Raw genomic sequence first — 18844 nt, 5'->3', positions numbered from 1 at the left:
ATTACAATGTTTGATAAGGATGTTCTTTGCTAATTAAAAGTGGTCGGATTCGTTTTGCTAAGCCCGTTTTAGCATCCACGCTAACTAAACAACCAGAAACCACTCCGCTTCCTGCTTGTTGCACGGCGAACCGAGTTGGACGAGCGGTTAGGAATTTGTTAATAACTGATTCATACGTCATCCCAATTACCCCCTCGGCTGGTCCGGTCATGCCCGCATCCGTTAGAAAGGCAGTTCCGCGCGGTAAAATCTGGGCATCCGTAGTTTGTACATGCGTATGGGTCCCAATCATGGCCGTTACCCGCCCATCAAAGTAAAGCGCTAGCGCCTTTTTTTCACTGGTCGTTTCGGCATGAACATCGACAAAGATCACGGAAACTGCTTGCAACTGCGGTTCTTGCAGTAATTTATCTAAGGACCGAAATGGATCATCCGTGAGTTCCATAAACACTCGCCCTTGCAAATTAACCACGGCAACCTGAACACCGTTTACATTTAAAATGGAATAGCCCTTGCCGGGTACTTGATCACCAGGATAATTTAATGGTCGAACTAGCTGGGGAGTATCCGCAATAAAATCAAAAATCTCGGCGTTATTCCAAGCATGATTTCCCAAAGTTACTACATCCGCTCCAGCTGTCATTAATTGTTTGAATAATTTATGACTAATTCCTCGCCCAGTCTTGGTTACATTCTCTCCATTTACGATGGTTACCTGCGGCTTAAAATCGTGCTTCAAGCGTGGCAAGTATTCAGAAACTAGTTCCATCCCTCGTTCGCCAACAATGTCACCTAAAAATAAAAACTGCATTCGTCTGCCGCCATTTCTGATTTGATGGTTTTATTTTACCATGGATAAAATAAATAAGGAAAAAGACTAGTAAGCTAATCTTTTTCCTTATTTAGCATATGACACCGAGCGAACTTCCCGAATCACGGTTACTTTTGCGTGACCAGGATGGTTTAAATCGGCTTCAATTTTTTCTTTAATCTCTCGTGCTAACACAATTGCCTGTGAATCAGAAATCTTAGTTGGTTGCGCAATTACTCGAATTTCGCGACCAGCTTGAACTGCATAGCTCTTCTTCACTTCTGGGAAACTATTACTAATCGCCTCTAATTTTTCTAGACGGTGAACAAAGTTTTCCAGGGAATCCCGTTTTGCTCCTGGGCGAGCGATGGAAATGCGATCGGCCACCTCTACTAATTCGGCAACCATACTATGAGGGACGCCATCATCTTGTCCCAAGCGAATGGAATCAATCACTACTGGATCTTCACCATACTTTTTGGCTAACTCGATGCCTGCTTCCACATAGGATTCATCGGTTCCATTTACCGCTTTTCCAATCTCATGCAACAGCCCCGCACGCTTTGCTAAGGTAACATCTTCACCTAATTCTGCTGCAAAAACCGCTGCCAACTTAGCAACCTGAATTGATCGCGATAAAACACTTTGTCCGTATGAAAGCTTGTATTTTAACTGACCAACTAATTTGACTAAATCAGGATTCATAGAATGAATACCCAAATCGAAAATAACATTCTCACCAGTTTCTTGAATCTGCTGGTCAAGTTCTGCCTGGCTTTTTTCGACCATTTCTTCAATTCGAGCTGGATGAATTCTTCCATCTTTAATCAATTTTTCAAGTGCCATTTTGGCAACCGTCCGTCTAATTGGATTAAAACCACTTAAAACTACTGTATTAGGGGTGTCATCAATGATCAAATCAATCCCAGTCAGAGTTTCAAAGGTTCTAATATTCCGTCCTTCCCGTCCGATGATACGACCTTTCATATCATCATTTGGTAAAGAGACAGTCGACACCGTGGTTTCAGAAACAATGTCTGCCGAACTCTGTTGTAGCGCTTCCACAATCAAGTTCTTAGCATCATCGGCAGCTGTTTGTTTAGCAGACTCATAATTTTGTTTAATCATCTGCGCTCGCACATCAGCAAGTTGTTGCTTCGTTTCTGAAATAACCAAATCACGCGCTTCTGCTTGTGTCAGCGCTGCCACTCGGTTAACCTCGGTTTGCCTTTTCTCAATAAGTGCCTCTGCATCTTGTTGCTTTTTGTCTAGTAACTGTTTCTCATGGTTCAACTTATCTTCTTGACGATTTAAATTGTCATCACGTTTTTCAAACGAACGATCCTTTCGATCCAGCGCTTCTTCTCGTTTTAACAAATAATCCTCTTGACGCTTGATATCAGAGCGCCGTTTTTTCAAGCCCTTTTCAATCTTAGTCCGATAAGCATTCCCACGCTCACGCGCTTCAGCAAGTGCTTGATTTAAATTCTTTTGCGCTTCTTGCTCAGCTCTTTGCAAAATATCATTTGCATTTTGATGCGCAGCGTCCAGCCGTCTTTCAATGGCACGCTGGTGAGTTAGTTTACCCACAAAAAAGCCAACAATTATAGCGATAGCGGCGCAGGTAATAATAGCAAAAACCATCATTTTCCCTCCGTATCACTGATTTAAACTCATAAAAATGGTTAGTTAAAACCCGCTAACCCTCTTAATTTTAAGGTTAAAACCCAAGCATGTCAACTAACTGGGGAGATGAAAAAATTATTTATTAGAAATGTCTTTTAAATAGTCATAAATTAGTTTTAAGCCAACTTTGACCGCATAATCACGAACTTCGTTCCGCGACTTTGGATAAGTAACTGCTTTTGTAACTACCTTGCCAGTTGGCAGTGCTAATCCAACCCAAAAAAAGCCGGCTGGATGCCCCTCAAGCGCTGCTGGACCCGCTACGCCTGTAAAGCTAAGTGCTAAATCAGTCTGTAACACCCGTTGGGCTCCCAATGCCATGGCAATGGCAGTTGGTTCGGACACCACGCCGTTTTTAGCAATGATGTCTGAAGCAACCCCAACTAAAGCTTCCTTAGCCCGTGGTGCATATGTCACAAACCCACCTGGAAAAACATCAGAAGCATGTGAAATTCCGGTTAGTTGACTTTGAAATAAGCCACCCGTTAAGGATTCTGCTGCCGTGACTGTCAACTGGTGCTGCCGTAGACCTGCCACTACTACCGCTGGCAATGAATTTTGATCACCAAATCCATAGAAGTATGATCCAGCAAGATCTAAAACTTGCTGAGACAGAGCTTGTAACATCGCATCAACTTGATCAGGATCGCTACCAGTTGCCGTCAGTCGTAGTGTAATCTCATTTTGTTTAGCATAGGTCGCCAAGGTGGGGGTGGTTTGCGCTTGGATTAAAACCTGTAAACGGTCTTCAAGGGCGGGTTCGCCAATTCCAAAAAAGCGCATTACCTTAGATTTAATTAAGCGCTGGGAACCATTTAATTGAGCTAATGCCGTTTGAGCATAATTAGTAACCATCGGCTGTAACTCAGCTGGCGGCCCGGGTAAGACTAAATAAGCTGTTTTCTTGGTTTCTTTCAGCATCCCCACCGCAAAACCTTGGTCATTTGGAAAAACCTGTGAACCTGCTAAATACTGCGCCATCCGATCAGCATCATGTGGTTTTTCTTTAGTACTTTCCTGGTAAAAATGATTGATTTTATCCTGAGCTATTTGATCAGTTACCAACTGACAATTTAGTTCAGTTGCCATCACTTGTTTCGTCAAATCATCAGCAGTTGGACCCAGTCCTCCAATTAAAATTACCAAGTCACTGCGCTGGGAAGCCTGATTAATCACTTGCTGCAGCCGAGTAGGATTATCGCCTACGGTGGTTTCAAAATACAAATCAATTCCAAGTTCGGCACAAAGCCGCGCTAAAAATTGACTATTGGTATCGATAATCTGCCCTAATAGTAGTTCTGTCCCTACACTAATCATTTCTGCTTTCATTGCTAACCCTTCTCGCTAAAATGAATCAGCAAACACCGATCGGTTTTTAACAAAGTAATCAATCCCAGAGTAGATTGCCGCAATTAAAGCAATGTATAAGCAAATCATCCCCGCCGGAACTCCAATATTATTAAAGATCACATTGTTTAACAGTAAGATAACGACCGCAATCATTTCAAAAAAAGTTTTTATCTTTCCTGGCCAAGCTGCTGCCACCACTTGACCGTTATTTTCAACAATAATTAAGCGTAATCCGGTAACGGCCAGCTCGCGACAAACAATCACAGCGGCGATCCAAGCAGGTACACGATTAGTCGTCGGACCAATCAACATAATTAGTGCCGTTAAAACCAACAGCTTATCAGCCAGTGGGTCAGCAAACTTGCCAAAATTAGTGATTAAATGTTGGCGCCGGGCAATCTGCCCGTCTAAAAAGTCAGTGAGTGCTGCCACAATAAAAACAATTGCAGCTAATCCTTGATTAATTGGTAACCGTGTCCCTGCTATTACTACACTTCCCATCTGCAATAACATTAAAAGCAAAAAGACCGGAATTAAAACCATCCGAAAAACGGTTAATTTATTCGGTAAATTCATTTGGGCTTCCTCCACTTCAGAAAAAATAACAACCTGATTCCATCAGATTGTTATTCAATTAATTATTTATTAAAATTAAGATTCATTACTCGTTTTGTAGCATCAGTTCCCGCTGCAGGGCTTGGCAAAACAATCTGCTGATCATTTAATTTAATCGATGAAACTGGGGCGTTATCCATGGAGATGTTTACCGTCTTCGTTTTGATTGGTAACTCAACATTATGTCCAGCATTTGGTGCTAAATTCCCCTGAAAAGCTTGTTTTCCATCAACCATCACCGTGGCGGTCGTTGGTTGAGAAGCCGCTAATTCTAACTCGGATGACTTATTATTAACTTGCACATTAAAATCACTCGTGCTATTTGGTACTAAAGTAACTTTTGTATCGGCATTAGTTGCCTTCGCAACCTTCTGGGACCGCTGCTTCTTTTTTTGGTTATCGTTTGTAACCTTCACCTTTGAATTTGAAGGAATCGAATTACTATTTTCTTGTCGAGTTTGCCCAACTGCCACCCACACAATTCCAACGACAAATATGATGATGATTACTACCCCAACTAGGGGTAGATAATGGCGACGCTGCTGTTGATTTTTTTGATCTTTTAACGCAGCCGGCTTAACCCTTGACGCAGTTGAACTACCTCCGTGTTGCTCTGTTTCAGGTCGTGGCGGGGTCACTCGTTCATCAACTTGAACCGGAGCTTGTTCGGTTGATTGATAACGATTAACTAACTCATCACCAGAAAGTCCAACTGCATTGGCAAATTGGCGTACAAACGCCCGGACATAAAACTTCCCAGGTAAGGCCTCTAAATCGTCGTTTTCCATTGCAACTAGATACTTCTTTTGAATTTTCGTTTGTTTTTGTACATCGTCAATTGATAGGTTTGCTTTAGTACGAGCTGCTTTTAATTCAGCTCCAACACTGACTTGTGCTTGTTGCTTATCTTCAGCCATCCAAAAACCTCCGCCTCTTATTTATTATCAGTATAACATATCAATCAGAGGCAAAAAAATAATCTAAGCAATAATTGTTTGTGAAGTTTGCGCATTTGCAAAAAATTCTTGAGCACTTGTAATCATTTCGGCAAAAGAAAGTTCACCAATCAAGCGGGTTTCGTCATAGATGTTTAAATACCCATCAGTAAAACTTCCTAATTGGTTAGCAAGTGCCGCCACAGAATCCATCTGCGTTAGCTGCTCTCCAAAAGCTTCTCGTTTTAATAACGCAAATTCTTTTGTCAATAGCTCTGGATGCTGGAGTGCTCGCTGCAATACTTTGGTTAACTCTTTAACTACCACCTGGGGTTGATTAGTATCTGCAGCTAACCATACAAATTGATAGTCTGGTTCGATTACAAATTGATAATCGAAGGTATCATCGATTACCCCAGTTTGATAAAGCTGCTGATAAATCGCACTATCCTCAGAAAAAACGGCATCTAAAAAGAAATTGAGCTTTAAATCTTGGCGAACTAGTTCAGGTTTAGCAAGCTTGGGCTGACGCCCACGAAATCCAAGGGCCACCTTTTGCCGCTGAAGTTTCATGGTGAATTTCTGTTTGGCCAACGTTGTTCCGCTAGCAAATTCCGCTCGTCTAGCTTGCCGTAACTGCTGGTTTTGGTGTTGGTCAATCACTGGATTTTCAGCTCTGTGCACGGCAAAAGGCGCTAATTCTAGCTTATTTTCAGCAAAATCACCCACAATGGTTAACTGCAGATTGCGCGGTTGATAGTACTGCGCATACGTCTGATATAACAACGCGGGCGTTAATTTTTGGATTGAAGCGGAAGTTCCAGCAATATCATCACTTAAAGCCGTCTCTGGATAAAGTCCGGCAAGCGTTTCAAAGTATAGCCGTGAATTAGGATCATCCTGATACATTAAAATTTCTTGGGTAATAATTCCTTGTTCCTTAGCAACCTTGCCTTCATCAAAATAAGGATTCAAGGTCAGATCAGCCAAAATGGCCAGGTTTTCGTTAATGGCTGACGTAGCAGAAAACAAATAGCTCGTTTGCGAAAAACTAGTAAAGGCATTATTGTCAGCCCCTGATTCTGCAAAACGGTTTCCCACATCGTACTGCTGTTTGTCGAATAATTTATGTTCAATGAAATGAGCTAGTCCGGCTGGCACCCGTTTCAGTCCATCATCGCTATTAATCCAGCGATCAGCAGCTCCAAAATTGGCCGTGACCATGGCGTAAGTCGTAGCAAAGCCCGGCTTATTATTTAAAATTACCGTCAGCCCATTAGTCAGAGTTTTTCTAACCACCGTGGTGTTAAATTCTGGATAAAAATGGCTAACCATGTCCCTCACCCCTTAAGAAATAAACGGTCTGCAAGGTTAATTTTTGGGAAACAGCCGCAATTGCAGCCTTATCAACCTGTTTGATTTCGCTTTCAAAATCAGAAGTAGTTTGCTTCGTTGCTAATAAACTTTGTAAAAAAAGGCGATTCGCCAACACTCGTTTACTATCATCACCACTCTGTCGTTCTGCCAACAAATTTTGTTGCGCCTGCTGTAATAATTCTTCGGGATAGTTCCCCGTTTTAAGTCGCTCGACCTGTTCTTCGATTAATTGGCGGACTTCAGCGACATGCTCAGCATCAATTCCGCTTTCAACTAACAAAACTTGCTGTAAAACCTGAAATTGACTATTGATATAATAAGCCCGACTGGCTCGCTCACGAACCTCTCGAAACAAAAGTGCTGAAGACGAGCCCCCGAGTAACATGCTAGCAACCAACGCTGCTCGATAGTCGAAATCTCCGACTTGAACTGGGAATGCAAACGCTAAATCCAACTGTGACTGCTCTTGTTTGGCAGTTTCCGTTTGTTCTACCACCTTTGTAATTGTTCGAGCTGCGTAGGGATGCATAACTGGTTGGGCATGATCCAAAAAAGCAAATTGCTGCCGTAACTGGCGTTGTTGCGAAATAGTCAGTGGTCCGACAATTGAAACATAACTGGCATCCCGTTGGCGCATTTGTTGATAGGCTGTCATGACCGTTATACTCGTCTGAGCGGCTAGTTCAGCCGGAGTTCCCGTAATTAAGTGCGCTTGCCCCGTAGTAGCTCCATAGTAGAGCTGTAACAAACGATATTTCGCATACAAACGTTTTTGATCAGTCAGGGTCGCTACTTCAGCAGCTAAGTTTTGACGGTGTAGGCGAATCAAAGGGGCGGGAAAAGTACTGTGGTCTAAAAGCGGCTCCGTAATATCAGTTTGTAAAAAAGCGATTGCTTGGTTTAAGCTATCAATTTTTTGTGGTAAATAAGCGTCATTTGCCACCACAAAATAACATCGAATTACTGCCAGTGCTCCCATTTTTAAAACGGACACGCCGAACTGCGCTCCAAATAACTCCGCCAAATGCCGAGCTACCTTAAGCTTTGAATCATAAATAGCCGTATAATTATCCAGCATTTCGGCCAAAACAGCCCGGGGCGCTAATTCTCCAACTGCCAGCGGGGCAACCAAATCAACCATGATGGTTATATTTTTAAATTTTGGGATATTTTTAAAGGCAAGATGCGTAGTCAAGGTTTGCGGGGATTCCATAAAAACCTCCATTAAAAAATTCCTCGGAAAAATCCAAAGGAATCAAAGTAACAATTATTATTTAAAAATCTGTTTGATCCGCGTCCACAGGCCAGCATGACTTTCCTTAATTTGCATTAACGGAACCGTCTCACCAACCAGCCGACGAGCAATATTTCGATAACCCTGAGAAGCTTGGTTATTGGGATCCAACACAATTGGTTCTCCATGGTTGGAAGTTGCAATTACGCTATCATCATCAATCACAATCCCCAGCAGTTCGACGCCCAAATGATGAGTAATTTCATCAATATCCATTACATCTCCGCTCGTCATCATATTTGGACGAATCCGGTTAATAATTAACTTGGGCGCTTCTTGAAGGGGATGCTTTTCTAACAGACCAACGATTCGATCCGCATCACGAACAGCTGAAATCTCGGGGGTGGTCACGATAATCGCACTATCTGCTCCCGCTACCGAGTTCAAGAATCCTTGTTCAATTCCAGCTGGACAATCAATTAACACAAAGTCAAATTTTGGCTTCAATTCTGCCACAATTTCTTTGACCTGTTCTTCGGATAAGGCTGTTTTATCAGTATTTTGCGCTGCCGGTAATAAATAGAGATTGTCATCAAAGCGTTTATCTTTAACTAGTGCTTTAAATAAAGGCACTTGTTCGTTGGCAACATCCACAATATCATACATAATCCGGTTATCTAGCCCTAATACGACGTCTAGGTTACGTAGTCCAATATCCAAATCCATCAAACAGACTTTTTTACCCATCAATGCCAGCGCTGTACCAACGTTTGCTGAAGTTGTGGTTTTACCAACCCCGCCCTTACCGGAAGTAATTACAATTGCTTCACCCATTATTAAATTCCTCCAATGCGACTAAAGAATTTGGGACTAATTTCTTTAATATGATTTAAATTGCTATAAGCAATATTGTGCAAATCACTAACATAAATAACCGTTTGCTCATCTGTCGCCACAGCGGTTGCCTCATCAGCCAAGATTTCAATTTGCTCGCCAATTCGCACCTGTTGGGCATCTTGGAACCGACCAATCAACAGCTTGCTTTCATCAACCGGAAAACCGGCCTGCACAATCCCCTCAACTTTTCCCATATTAAAGAGATTACCGTTAGTAATCAGCTTACCACCTTGATGAATGTGACCCAAAAATAAGACATCGCCCTTAATTCGCAAATCTTGGCCATTTCGGATGGTTTGATCAATGATTGTTACCCGATTTTCATCACGAAGATGGTAGGCCTCATCGTTTAACATTACGTTAGCAGTAAACTGATTGATTATAAAATCACCATGCTGTTGTACTAAGTCGCGTAGAGCCTGCTTTTGGTCAGCTGAAAGCGCCCGATTACCAGTTAGAATATCAAAAACTACTTGTTGCCCCGGCTTAAAATCGTTTGCTTGTGACAATTGTTGTAGGAGTTCATCCAGCTCTGCTTTGGCCACCTTAAAATCGGCCTCATCGTTAATCGTCACCTGAAAACCCGTTTGTGTTCCCTTCAATACAACACTTTTCATTGGTTCTAACTCCTATTATTAATGAATTCAAACAATCTTTTGATTGGATAATACAGCACTAAAAAGAGGATCAGATTTAAGCCGAGCGTCGGCCCAAAGGCAAAAGCCATAAAATGAATCCCAGAAAAATAAACTAGATGACCAATGCGACCACCTGCATATCCCAATAGTAACACAATGATGATATCGATTAGATAAATCATCGTAGCACCAATCAAATTTTCATCAACATAGACCAACAACAACCGTGTTACATAAACTACCAAAGGGAAAATAAACATGTAAATTCCGATAACCCCAATAAAGTAGGAATCATACCAAGCTCCCATCAAAAAAGCCGCCCAGTATAACATGCGAGCGTGTTGACTACCCCAAAACAAAGTTCCGTCAATCAACCACAGTAACGTTAAGTAGGGAACCATTGGGAACGTTCCCGCTAAACTGGACGAAAACAGTTTCATAATGATTCCTTCCAAAAAGAAGGCGAGGATCAAACCGCTTGGAAATAACAGTTGTTGCCTAATCTGCTTCTTCATTTACTGTCCCTCTTATTTCTTTTCAATCACGGTAACAGCGGTAATGGTTTTCGTGTCAGCGGCTGGTTTAATATTAATCTGGGAAGCAGTCCCGCCAGCTGTTCCAGAAACACTGGTAACTTTTCCAACGTAGAGTCCCTTTGGAGTAATTCCTCCCAAGCCACTCGTCATAACCGGGGTTCCTTTTTTAATCTTGTCGTTAGCGGTCAGATTCCCCATTTCCAACTCGCTGTTCGCATTGTTGTAACCGGAAATCAGCCCGTTAATGGTCTGCTTTTCGCCAGCTACCTGAACAGCAAACCGACTTGCGTCATCACCACTATCGGTAATTAATTCAACTTTACTGTTTGTAGCATTTACTTCACTAATCCGACCAACTAACCCTTGATCAACTACTACTGACATGTTTTTCTTCACTCCAGCTAGTGAACCCTTATTAATGATTAACTGCTGTTGCCAATTTGAAGGAGTCCGATTAAGCACTGTTGCGTTAATTTTATTGTAATCGGTTAGTGTGGCATTTAATTTTAATTGCTTTTTTAACTGTTGATTTTCACTTTTTAAAGCTTGATTCTGAACTTCTGTAGAATTTAGTCGATGCACCCGTGATTTTAAATAATTATTTTCCTGATAGGTATTCAATAAATCTCTAACGGAGGAAAAGAAGCCTCCCACTCCATTAGCAGGCACACTCAACACGGTATTACCAAAGCCAGCAACGTCATTGCTAACTCGCTGAATCAACGTTGGTCGCGCCCGTCTAGAGCGCATTGCGGCCGTCGCACTAATTAATCCAATACTCAACACCAAGCAAATTACTAAAATAACTAGGTTCCGGCTCGAAAAAAACTTACGCATAAGCATCCCCTGACAATCGATAATAAAACAAATAAGCGGGGAGCCCCCGCCTATTTAAAACTATTTTTTCTGCATTACTTCAATGCTCTTGAGCGATTCACCAGTTCCTTTAGCAACACAGTCTAACGGGTCTTGCGCTACCGTCACCGGCACTTGCGTCTCATCTGAAATAATATCAGCTAGATTTTGGATCAACGCACCGCCGCCAGTCAGAACGATTCCATGATCAACCACATCAGCTGAAATTTCTGGAGAGGTCGATTCCAAAGTTTCTTTAATTGTCGTAATAATTTCTTGTAGATCGTCATGAATTGCAGCAGCAACTGCTTCAGCAGAGACCTCTGCTGCTCGTGGTAAGCCGGTCAATAGATCACGACCTCGCACAGTTTCATTACCCAGCTTTTTAGCGGCGTCCATTGAAGCTGAACCGATCTTAACTTTTAATTTTTCAGCCGTTGGCGTTCCGATTAATAGATTGTAATTTTTACGAATGTAAGAAACAATCGAATCATCTAATTTATCTCCGGCCATTCGCACCGAGCGAGAAGAAACAATGCCACCTAACGAGATGGTAGCTACATCGGTCGTCCCTCCGCCAATATCAACAACCATGCTTCCGGTCGGATCCATGACGGGCAGTCCGGCACCGATCGCAGCGGCAAACGGTTCTTCAATCACATAAGCATCACGAGCCCCAGCTACTCGGGTAGCATCAATTACCGCCCGTTTTTCCACCGTTGTGATCCCACTGGGAACACAAACCATTACATATGGCTTGCTTCCACGTCCCCCGAGTGCTTTTTCAATGTAGTACTTCAACATGGCCACGGTGGTATCGTAATCGGCGATTACTCCGTCACGCATAGGTCGAATTACGTCAATGCTGGCAGGTGCTCTGCCAATCATTGCTTCTGCTTCATCACCAACTGCAACGATCTCATCACTGTGATTGTTCCGAGCAACAACCGATGGTTCCCGCAAGACGATTCCCTTGCCGTCCACATATACCAGTGTATTGGCAGTCCCCAAGTCAATCCCGATATTTTTAGTCCCTAATCCAAACAAAGCTTTCATCCCTTTATCTTTAATTATTAAATTTCATATGATTAATTTCAGTATACCATATTGCTATTGATTATGTTTATCACGCTAGGTTGTTTTTCAGTCGCCAAATCAGCGGTCTTTACCCCAAAAACCAAGTTCGTACTTGAGAAATAAAATGCAGTGAGCCGGTTACTAAGACCGCGCAATCACGACGATGATCAGCATTAACCAGGGCTAATTTAAGGGCTGCCTGCCAGTTGGCCTGATACGTTATCCCGTGCTGAGATTTAAGTGGCGCCGTGGCCCGCTCGGTATCCGTCAAATTAGTAACGGTAATATGAACCGCTGGCAATTTTTGAACCGCTTCCAACATTTTACTAGCTTCTTTGTCAGCATATGCCGAAAAAACTACTTCATAGCTTTGGTAATTAAATTGCTGTACAGCTTGAATAACCCGCTTGATTGCCGGCACATTATGAGCACCGTCAATCAGGACCGGCGGATCAGTTTGTACCAATTCAAGCCTTCCACCCCAGCGCACTTTTGGAACTTCTTGATAAATCAAAGCAGCAGCCTGTGCTCGCTCTAACCATTGATATTGTTCATTCAATACCCAAAAAGCCTGGATAGCCATCCCTGCATCTTCCATTTCAAAATCGCCTAACATCTTAGTGTCAAGCTCGCTTAAACAGACGGAGCGGTTCTGAAATCGAAACTGGTGTAACCCTAGGGGCTGAACCAAAAAATCACGTTGCGCAAAAAACAACCGACTCCGACAACTTGTCGCTTGCTGAATAATCGGCGCAAGCGCTGCTTGGGGAAGCTGACCACAAACCGTTGGAACGTTGGGACGAATCATCCCAGCCTTGTTGGCAGCAATCGTCTCCAGGTGCTGGCCAAGTAAGTTCATATGATCTTTTCCAATCGTTGTAATCATCGTCAAAATTGCTTGATCAGAGACATTTGTCGAATCCGAACGACCACCGATCCCAGCTTCAACCACGGCTACATCAACCCGCTGCTCAGCAAAATATTCATACATCAGCGCCGTAATCACTTCAAACTCAGTGGGTATTAAGGTTTGCTCAGTTTGTTCGGTTTCGTCAATCATTGGCTTGATTTTTTGCACCAGTGTTACCAGTTGGTCATCACGAATCGGTTGCCCATTTAAAACAATTCGTTCGTTAAATCGATGTAAAAAAGGAGAGGTATACATACCCACCCGCAACGAAACTGCTGCCAGTAAGCGGGATAAATAGGCCGTCGCTGAACCTTTCCCATTAGTACCCACGACGTGGACAGTCCGAACATTATGTTCTGGATGTCCCAGCTGCGCTAGCAAGTGTCCAATCCGCCGCTGACTGCTGTCTTTTTGTAATCGCGGACGCCCATGGATATAAGCAAGCGCTGCTTGGTAATCATTAATCATGAGCAAATCCTCCTGATACTAAAAATAAGCCTAGCAACTTTCTGCTAGGCTTATTGTAATGGTCTGTCGACTAGTTCGCAATGGCAGCCTTAATCTTAGCTAACCGTTGCTCAGCAGCCACCAATTTATTTTGATTGATGGTCTGTTTTTGACGTTCCTCCGCCACAAGATCTGCCGGCGCATTCTCGACAAAATGCTGATTGTCCAATTTTCGTTTGGAGCGCTGCACTTCGGCTGTAAATTCAGCAACTTCCTTTTGCATCCGCGTAGCTTCTTCCTTTAAATCTACCAGTTCAGCTAGCGGAATACTAATTTCTGCATCAGTAACCACGGCAGTCATTGCTAAGTCTGGCACCGTTACCTGATCTGCAATGACTAACTTTTGAGGGTGACCGAAGCGATCCAAATACTCACGATTCGTTTGTAAAACCTCACGTAACTTAGCATTATCAGTTTTAATCAAAATGTCAACGGGACGCTTCAGTGGGGCATTGGCCTCAGCACGAATGTTTCTAATCGCTTTAATGACCTCAATCAAGTGTTCCATATCATCCTCAGCTGTTTGATTAACAAATCGTTGCTGCTGATCTGGATAAGCAGCTACCACCAATGAACGACCGGTGTGGGGCATACTTAACCAGATTTTTTCTGTGACAAAAGGCATCACTGGATGTAACAAACGCAACGTTTGATCCAAAATATAAGCCAGTAGATTTCTAGTATTTTGCTTAGCTTGTTCATCGTCACCAGTCAACGTTTCCTTGCTCATCTCGATATACCAATCACAAAAATCATTCCAAATGAAATCGTAAAGAGCTCGGTTCGCCTCACCAAAATTAAATTTATCGTAATTGGTTCTAACTAATCCAATTACTCGGTTAAGTCGTGCTAAAATCCAACGATCCGCAAGATTCCAATCTGATGCAGCTGGGAGCTGTGGTTGTTGCAAATCTCCGAGATTCATAATCACATAACGACTGGCATTCCAGATTTTATTGACAAATTTCCACGAAGCATCCATCTTATCGTAACTAAACCGCTCGTCTTGACCAGGCGTAGTTCCTGTCGACAACGACCAACGCAAGGCGTCCGCTCCGTACTTTTCAATTACATCCATCGGATCGATCCCATTACCAAGGGACTTACTCATTTTGCGTCCTTGTTCATCACGAATCAACCCATGCAGTAACACATTCTTAAATGGTCGCTTTCCTGTAAAATGCAGACTTTGAAAAATCATCCGAGAAACCCAGAAGAACACGATGTCATAACCGGTAACCATCGTTTCTGTGGGGAAATACCGTTCAAAATCAGAACTGGTATCAGGCCAGCCTAGGGTCGTAAACGGCCAGAGTGCTGATGAAAACCACGTATCTAAAACATCGGGATCTTGCTCCCAATTTTCTGGATCATCGGGGGCCTGTTCCCCCACATAAATTTCGTGCGTTTTCTTATGATACCAAGCCGGGATCCGATGTCCCCACCAGAGTTGTCTGGAAATAACCCAATCATGCACGTTTTCCATCCATTGATTAAAAACGTTTTCAAAACGCTCTGGAACAAAGTTTACTGCATCATCCGTCTTTTGATTAGCAAGTGCTGCCTCCGCTAACGGCTTCATTTTAACGAACCATTGCGTTGAAAGTCGTGCTTCAACTTGAACTCCCGTTCGTTCAGAATGCCCCACCGAATGAACCAACGGATCAACGGATAATAGCACATGAGCAGCTTGCAAGTCAGCAACAATCGCTTTTCGGGCAGCAAACCGTTCCATCCCTTCATATTTTCCAGCAGCTTCATTCAAAGTTGCATCTGGATTCATGGTGTTAATTTCTGCGAGTTGATGACGTTTTCCAACTTTAAAGTCATTTGGATCATGGGCTGGCGTAATTTTAACCATTCCTGTACCAAATTCAGGATCAACATAGTGATCTGCAATAATCGGAATCTTCCGATTGACTAGCGGCACCATTACTTCCTTGCCCACCAATTCTTGATACCGGGAGTCACTTGGATTAACTGCAACAGCAGTATCACCAAACATTGTCTCTGGTCGCGTGGTAGCAATCTCAATGTATGGTTTGCCGTTAAAAGTAGTTCCATCTGTAAATGGATATTTCACATGGTAAAAGGCCCCTTGGTCATCTTGATGTACCACTTCAATATCTGATAACGCGGTTTGAGCCTGTGGATCCCAATTAATAATATATTTGGCGCGATAAATCAGCCCCTGATTGTATAACGTAACAAAAACTTTGCGAACTGCTGCGGAAACTTGATCATCCAAGGTAAAGGTCTCTCGTTGGTAGTCCAGCGATAATCCTAATTTAGCCCACTGCTCATGAATCGTTTGTGCAAATTTATCCTTCCATGCCCAAACTTGTTTAATGAAGTCAGTTCGCCCGAGATCATACCGAGAGATCCCCTGCTCATGTAACATTGCTTCTACCTTTGCTTGGGTGGCAATTCCAGCATGATCCATTCCTGGAATCCAGAGGGTGTCATAACCTTCCATCCGCTTTTGCCGAATCAACATGTCCTGCAAAGTCGTATCCCAAGCGTGACCTAAGTGCAGTTTGCCGGTTACATTAGGGGGCGGCAACACAATTGAATATGGTTTGGCTGCTGGATTACCACTTGGTTTAAAAACGTCTTCATCAAGCCAATGCTGATACATCCCCGCTTCAACTGTTTGGGGATCAAACTTAGTTGCCATCTCATCTGGTTTTGTCATTTCATTCACCTCGTAAAAAATAAAAAGCATTCTTCCTAAGAATAGGACGAATGCTCGCGGTACCACCTAAATTGGATTATCAGCTAATCCCAACTCTAGTTCGAATAACGGTCGAAACCCGGTCAAAGCAAAACGATTGTTTGACAGCTCCCAAGTAACCAGTTTCAGACTGAAATCAGGGTCTCTCACCATCACCCTTTCGCTAAAAATCAACCAGTCAACCCTCTTGATCAAAGCCATTAATCTGTTCTAAATATACGCAAATTACCGTTCAGTGTCAACTACTATAAGAGTTCTGCAAAAACATCCTGTTCACCATTCAAATAGTCATCACCCACGTTGATTTTTTTGATTTCAATCCCAGCTAACGCCTCAGAAAGCAGTCCATCAAGATCTAACCGCTGCTCATATTCCAAAGTCTTAGTTAAATCTGGCTTGGTTTTGGGGGCTGGTGGCGTGAAAATTGTACAACAGTCTTCAAATGGAAGAATGGATAAATCATAGGTATCGATTGTTCGAGCAATTTTTATGATTTCTGTTTTATCTAACGACAGCAATGGTCGCAACACTGGTAGATTAGTAACCTCATTAATTACCCGCATGCTCTCAATCGTTTGAGAAGCAACTTGTCCCAGTGACTCACCAGTAAAAACTGCATTACAATGGCGATCAATTGTAATAGCTGCTGCTAGCTTTAACATTAACCGTCTTTGAATGGTCATCAGATACCCGGCTGGAACTGCTTTTTTGACCTCTTCTTGAATTTTCGTAAAGGGTACTTGAATAAAATCAATGGTACCACCAAATTCGGCTAGTTTGACCGTTAAATCCTTAGCTTTAGCTAGTGCTTGGGGACTGGTATACGGCGGGCTATAGAAATGAATCATATCAATCTTAACGCCCCGCTTCATGGCCATATATGCCGCAACGGGAGAGTCGATGCCACCAGACATCATCATAGTGCCCCGCCCACCAGTTCCAACTGGCAATCCTAGCGCTCCAGCAATGGTTTGACAAGATAAGTAAACTCCATTTAAACGAATTTCGATTCGTACAGTAATATCTGGATCGTGCAAATCAACCTTTAATCCGGAAATCTGATCGGTAAGATAGCCGCCGACCCCATCGTCAACCCCATAAGTATTTAGTGGGTATTTTTTATTTTGCCGAATCGTAGCAACCTTAAATGTTTTCCCAGGTTTAAATTCTGCTTGCACCAACTCCAACGCCGTTTGTTGAATTTGCGCTAAAGAAGCATTCGCAGTTAGCTTTACCACTGGTGAAAATGTTTCAATTCCAAAAATTTTGCTTACGGCTTGCATAACTGGTTTAACCGGTTCATCATGCAAAATAATGTGCATACGGTCACGCCGTGGTTGGATTTCTAGAGTCGGGAAGCTTCGCAAAACTAGGTGTGTATTTTTACCCAGCTGCCGAATAAAGTCACGCCGATTTTTTCCCTTCGTCGATAATTCACCGTAGCGAACCATGATCTCACTGTATTTCAACTCAATTCTTCCTTTCTTTTAGTTAACTTAATGCTGCGAACCGCTGGTACAATCCATCAAAGACTCGATTAAATTGGTGGGCTTCTTCCAGTTCATTTTGATCACTTAGAGAGATCCGAACGGCACCGTTAATCACATCCGGATCCAAATGCATTGCTGCTAAGGTAGTGGAAGGAAGACCTTTTTTCGAAGAACAAGCGCTAGTGGTTGAGAGATAAATACCTTGTTCTTCTAAGGCGTGTACAACCGTTTCTCCCTTAACTCCGCGAATCGCAAAACACAAGATGTGTGGTGCAAATTCATCTGACAAACCAGAAATCAAAACCACTTTAGAAAAGGTTTGCAGGTGGCGGTAAATGCACGTCCGAATTGCTTGTTGTTGTGTTACTTTAGCAGCTTCATTCGTTTTTAACAATCGAACCGCCTTGGATAATGCCGCAATCGCTGGCAAATTTTCTGTGCCACTGCGCTGCCCCATTTCTTGGCCACCACCATCAAGTAATGGTACGAGAGTCCGTCCATTCCGAGCATAGATAAAACCAACCCCTCGTGGCGCATGAAACTTATGTCCGGAAAAGGTGGCGAAATCAAGGCGATCATTAAAGACCACCTGATCCAGTTGCTTGCCTAGCGCTTGAACGGCGTCCACATGAAAATGAACTTTAGGATACTGCTGTAAAATTTTAGCAACGCTTAGTAGCGGTTGTACAGCCCCCATCTCATTATTAACCGCCATAATTGAAACTAAAATCGTGTCAGAACGAAGCGCTGCTTGCAAATCCGCTGGTCGAATCCGACCAGTTTTATCAACCGGAAGGTAGGTTACTTCAAACCCGAACTGCTCTAATCGGTGCATTGATTCTAAAACTGCTGCATGTTCGACCTGGGTTGTAATGATATGCCGCCCAAAGGAAGCTTTTGCTAACGCCGTTCCCTTAATAATCCAGTTATCTCCCTCCGTACCGCCACTGGTAAAATACACTTGACCTGCATGTAGGTGTAACTGATCAAAAATCTGAGCCCGAGCCTGTTGCAACAATTGATGAGCTTGTTCACCAAAATCATGTAAACTAGAAGGATTTCCCCAAATCTTTTCACTAACTTGCTGATAAGTTTGAAGAACTGCGGGAGCAATTTTGGTGGTAGCACTATTATCAAAATAAATCATATTTTCCTCACTTCAAAACGAAACCAGGCTAATCAGCCTGGCTTG

Annotated in this window: 16 protein-coding genes; all 16 read right to left on the bottom strand. The window is 42.9% G+C overall.

The annotated features are described in order from the left end of the window. Position 1: 1 nt before the first annotated feature. Entirely contained in the window at positions 2-811 is an 810-nt protein-coding gene (locus B808_RS06120) for a TIGR00282 family metallophosphoesterase (protein WP_035422506.1), read from the bottom strand. 87 nt (positions 812-898) lie between these two features. Further along, positions 899-2455, bottom strand: a complete 1557-nt coding sequence (rny, locus tag B808_RS06115) for a ribonuclease Y (RefSeq protein ID WP_035422505.1) — start codon at positions 2453-2455, stop codon at positions 899-901. A 117-nt stretch (positions 2456-2572) separates the two neighbouring features. Beyond that, positions 2573-3826 carry a competence/damage-inducible protein A gene (locus B808_RS06110; protein WP_009166550.1) on the bottom strand — a complete coding sequence of 418 codons (1254 nt, stop codon included), beginning with the start codon at positions 3824-3826 and terminating at the stop codon, positions 2573-2575. Positions 3827-3841: 15 nt separating this feature from the next. Continuing rightward, the gene (gene pgsA / locus B808_RS06105) at positions 3842-4423 is read right to left on the bottom strand and encodes a CDP-diacylglycerol--glycerol-3-phosphate 3-phosphatidyltransferase (RefSeq protein ID WP_009166549.1); all 582 of its coding nucleotides are present in this window, start codon (positions 4421-4423) and stop codon (positions 3842-3844) included. 62 nt (positions 4424-4485) lie between these two features. Further along, positions 4486-5379: a helix-turn-helix domain-containing protein gene (locus tag B808_RS06100; protein WP_009166548.1), complete on the bottom strand. Its 894-nt coding sequence runs from the start codon at positions 5377-5379 to the stop codon at positions 4486-4488. A 63-nt stretch (positions 5380-5442) separates the two neighbouring features. Then, positions 5443-6732: an EF-P 5-aminopentanol modification-associated protein YfmH gene (gene yfmH / locus B808_RS06095; RefSeq protein ID WP_009166547.1), complete on the bottom strand. Its 1290-nt coding sequence runs from the start codon at positions 6730-6732 to the stop codon at positions 5443-5445. After that, entirely contained in the window at positions 6725-7987 is a 1263-nt protein-coding gene (gene yfmF, locus B808_RS06090) for an EF-P 5-aminopentanol modification-associated protein YfmF (RefSeq protein WP_009166546.1), read from the bottom strand. The genes yfmH and yfmF overlap by 8 nt, the downstream gene beginning before the upstream one ends. 57 nt (positions 7988-8044) lie before the next feature. Beyond that, the gene (minD, locus tag B808_RS06085; protein WP_009166545.1) at positions 8045-8842 is read right to left on the bottom strand and encodes a septum site-determining protein MinD; all 798 of its coding nucleotides are present in this window, start codon (positions 8840-8842) and stop codon (positions 8045-8047) included. Between the two features lie 2 nt (positions 8843-8844). Next, positions 8845-9522 carry a septum site-determining protein MinC gene (locus B808_RS06080; protein ID WP_009166544.1) on the bottom strand — a complete coding sequence of 226 codons (678 nt, stop codon included), beginning with the start codon at positions 9520-9522 and terminating at the stop codon, positions 8845-8847. Positions 9523-9527: 5 nt separating this feature from the next. Then, the gene (gene mreD / locus B808_RS06075) at positions 9528-10058 is read right to left on the bottom strand and encodes a rod shape-determining protein MreD (RefSeq protein ID WP_009166543.1); all 531 of its coding nucleotides are present in this window, start codon (positions 10056-10058) and stop codon (positions 9528-9530) included. 12 nt (positions 10059-10070) lie between these two features. Beyond that, positions 10071-10916, bottom strand: a complete 846-nt coding sequence (mreC, locus tag B808_RS06070) for a rod shape-determining protein MreC (RefSeq protein ID WP_009166542.1) — start codon at positions 10914-10916, stop codon at positions 10071-10073. 60 nt (positions 10917-10976) lie between these two features. Then, entirely contained in the window at positions 10977-11981 is a 1005-nt protein-coding gene (locus tag B808_RS06065) for a rod shape-determining protein (RefSeq protein ID WP_035422537.1), read from the bottom strand. Between the two features lie 118 nt (positions 11982-12099). After that, positions 12100-13389: a bifunctional folylpolyglutamate synthase/dihydrofolate synthase gene (locus B808_RS06060; protein ID WP_035422504.1), complete on the bottom strand. Its 1290-nt coding sequence runs from the start codon at positions 13387-13389 to the stop codon at positions 12100-12102. Between the two features lie 70 nt (positions 13390-13459). Continuing rightward, a complete protein-coding gene (locus B808_RS06055) occupies positions 13460-16123 on the bottom strand; it encodes a valine--tRNA ligase (RefSeq protein ID WP_035422503.1) in 2664 nt (887 codons plus the stop codon). A gap of 284 nt (positions 16124-16407) precedes the next feature. Continuing rightward, a complete protein-coding gene (gene thiI, locus B808_RS06050) occupies positions 16408-17631 on the bottom strand; it encodes a tRNA uracil 4-sulfurtransferase ThiI (RefSeq protein ID WP_009166537.1) in 1224 nt (407 codons plus the stop codon). Positions 17632-17653: 22 nt separating this feature from the next. Next, positions 17654-18799: a cysteine desulfurase family protein gene (locus B808_RS06045; RefSeq protein ID WP_009166536.1), complete on the bottom strand. Its 1146-nt coding sequence runs from the start codon at positions 18797-18799 to the stop codon at positions 17654-17656. Positions 18800-18844: the final 45 nt, after the last annotated feature.

Source organism: Fructilactobacillus florum 8D, assembly GCF_000512295.1.
Taxonomy (GTDB): domain Bacteria; phylum Bacillota; class Bacilli; order Lactobacillales; family Lactobacillaceae; genus Fructilactobacillus; species Fructilactobacillus florum.
This window is presented reverse-complemented; position numbering and strand designations above follow the sequence as displayed.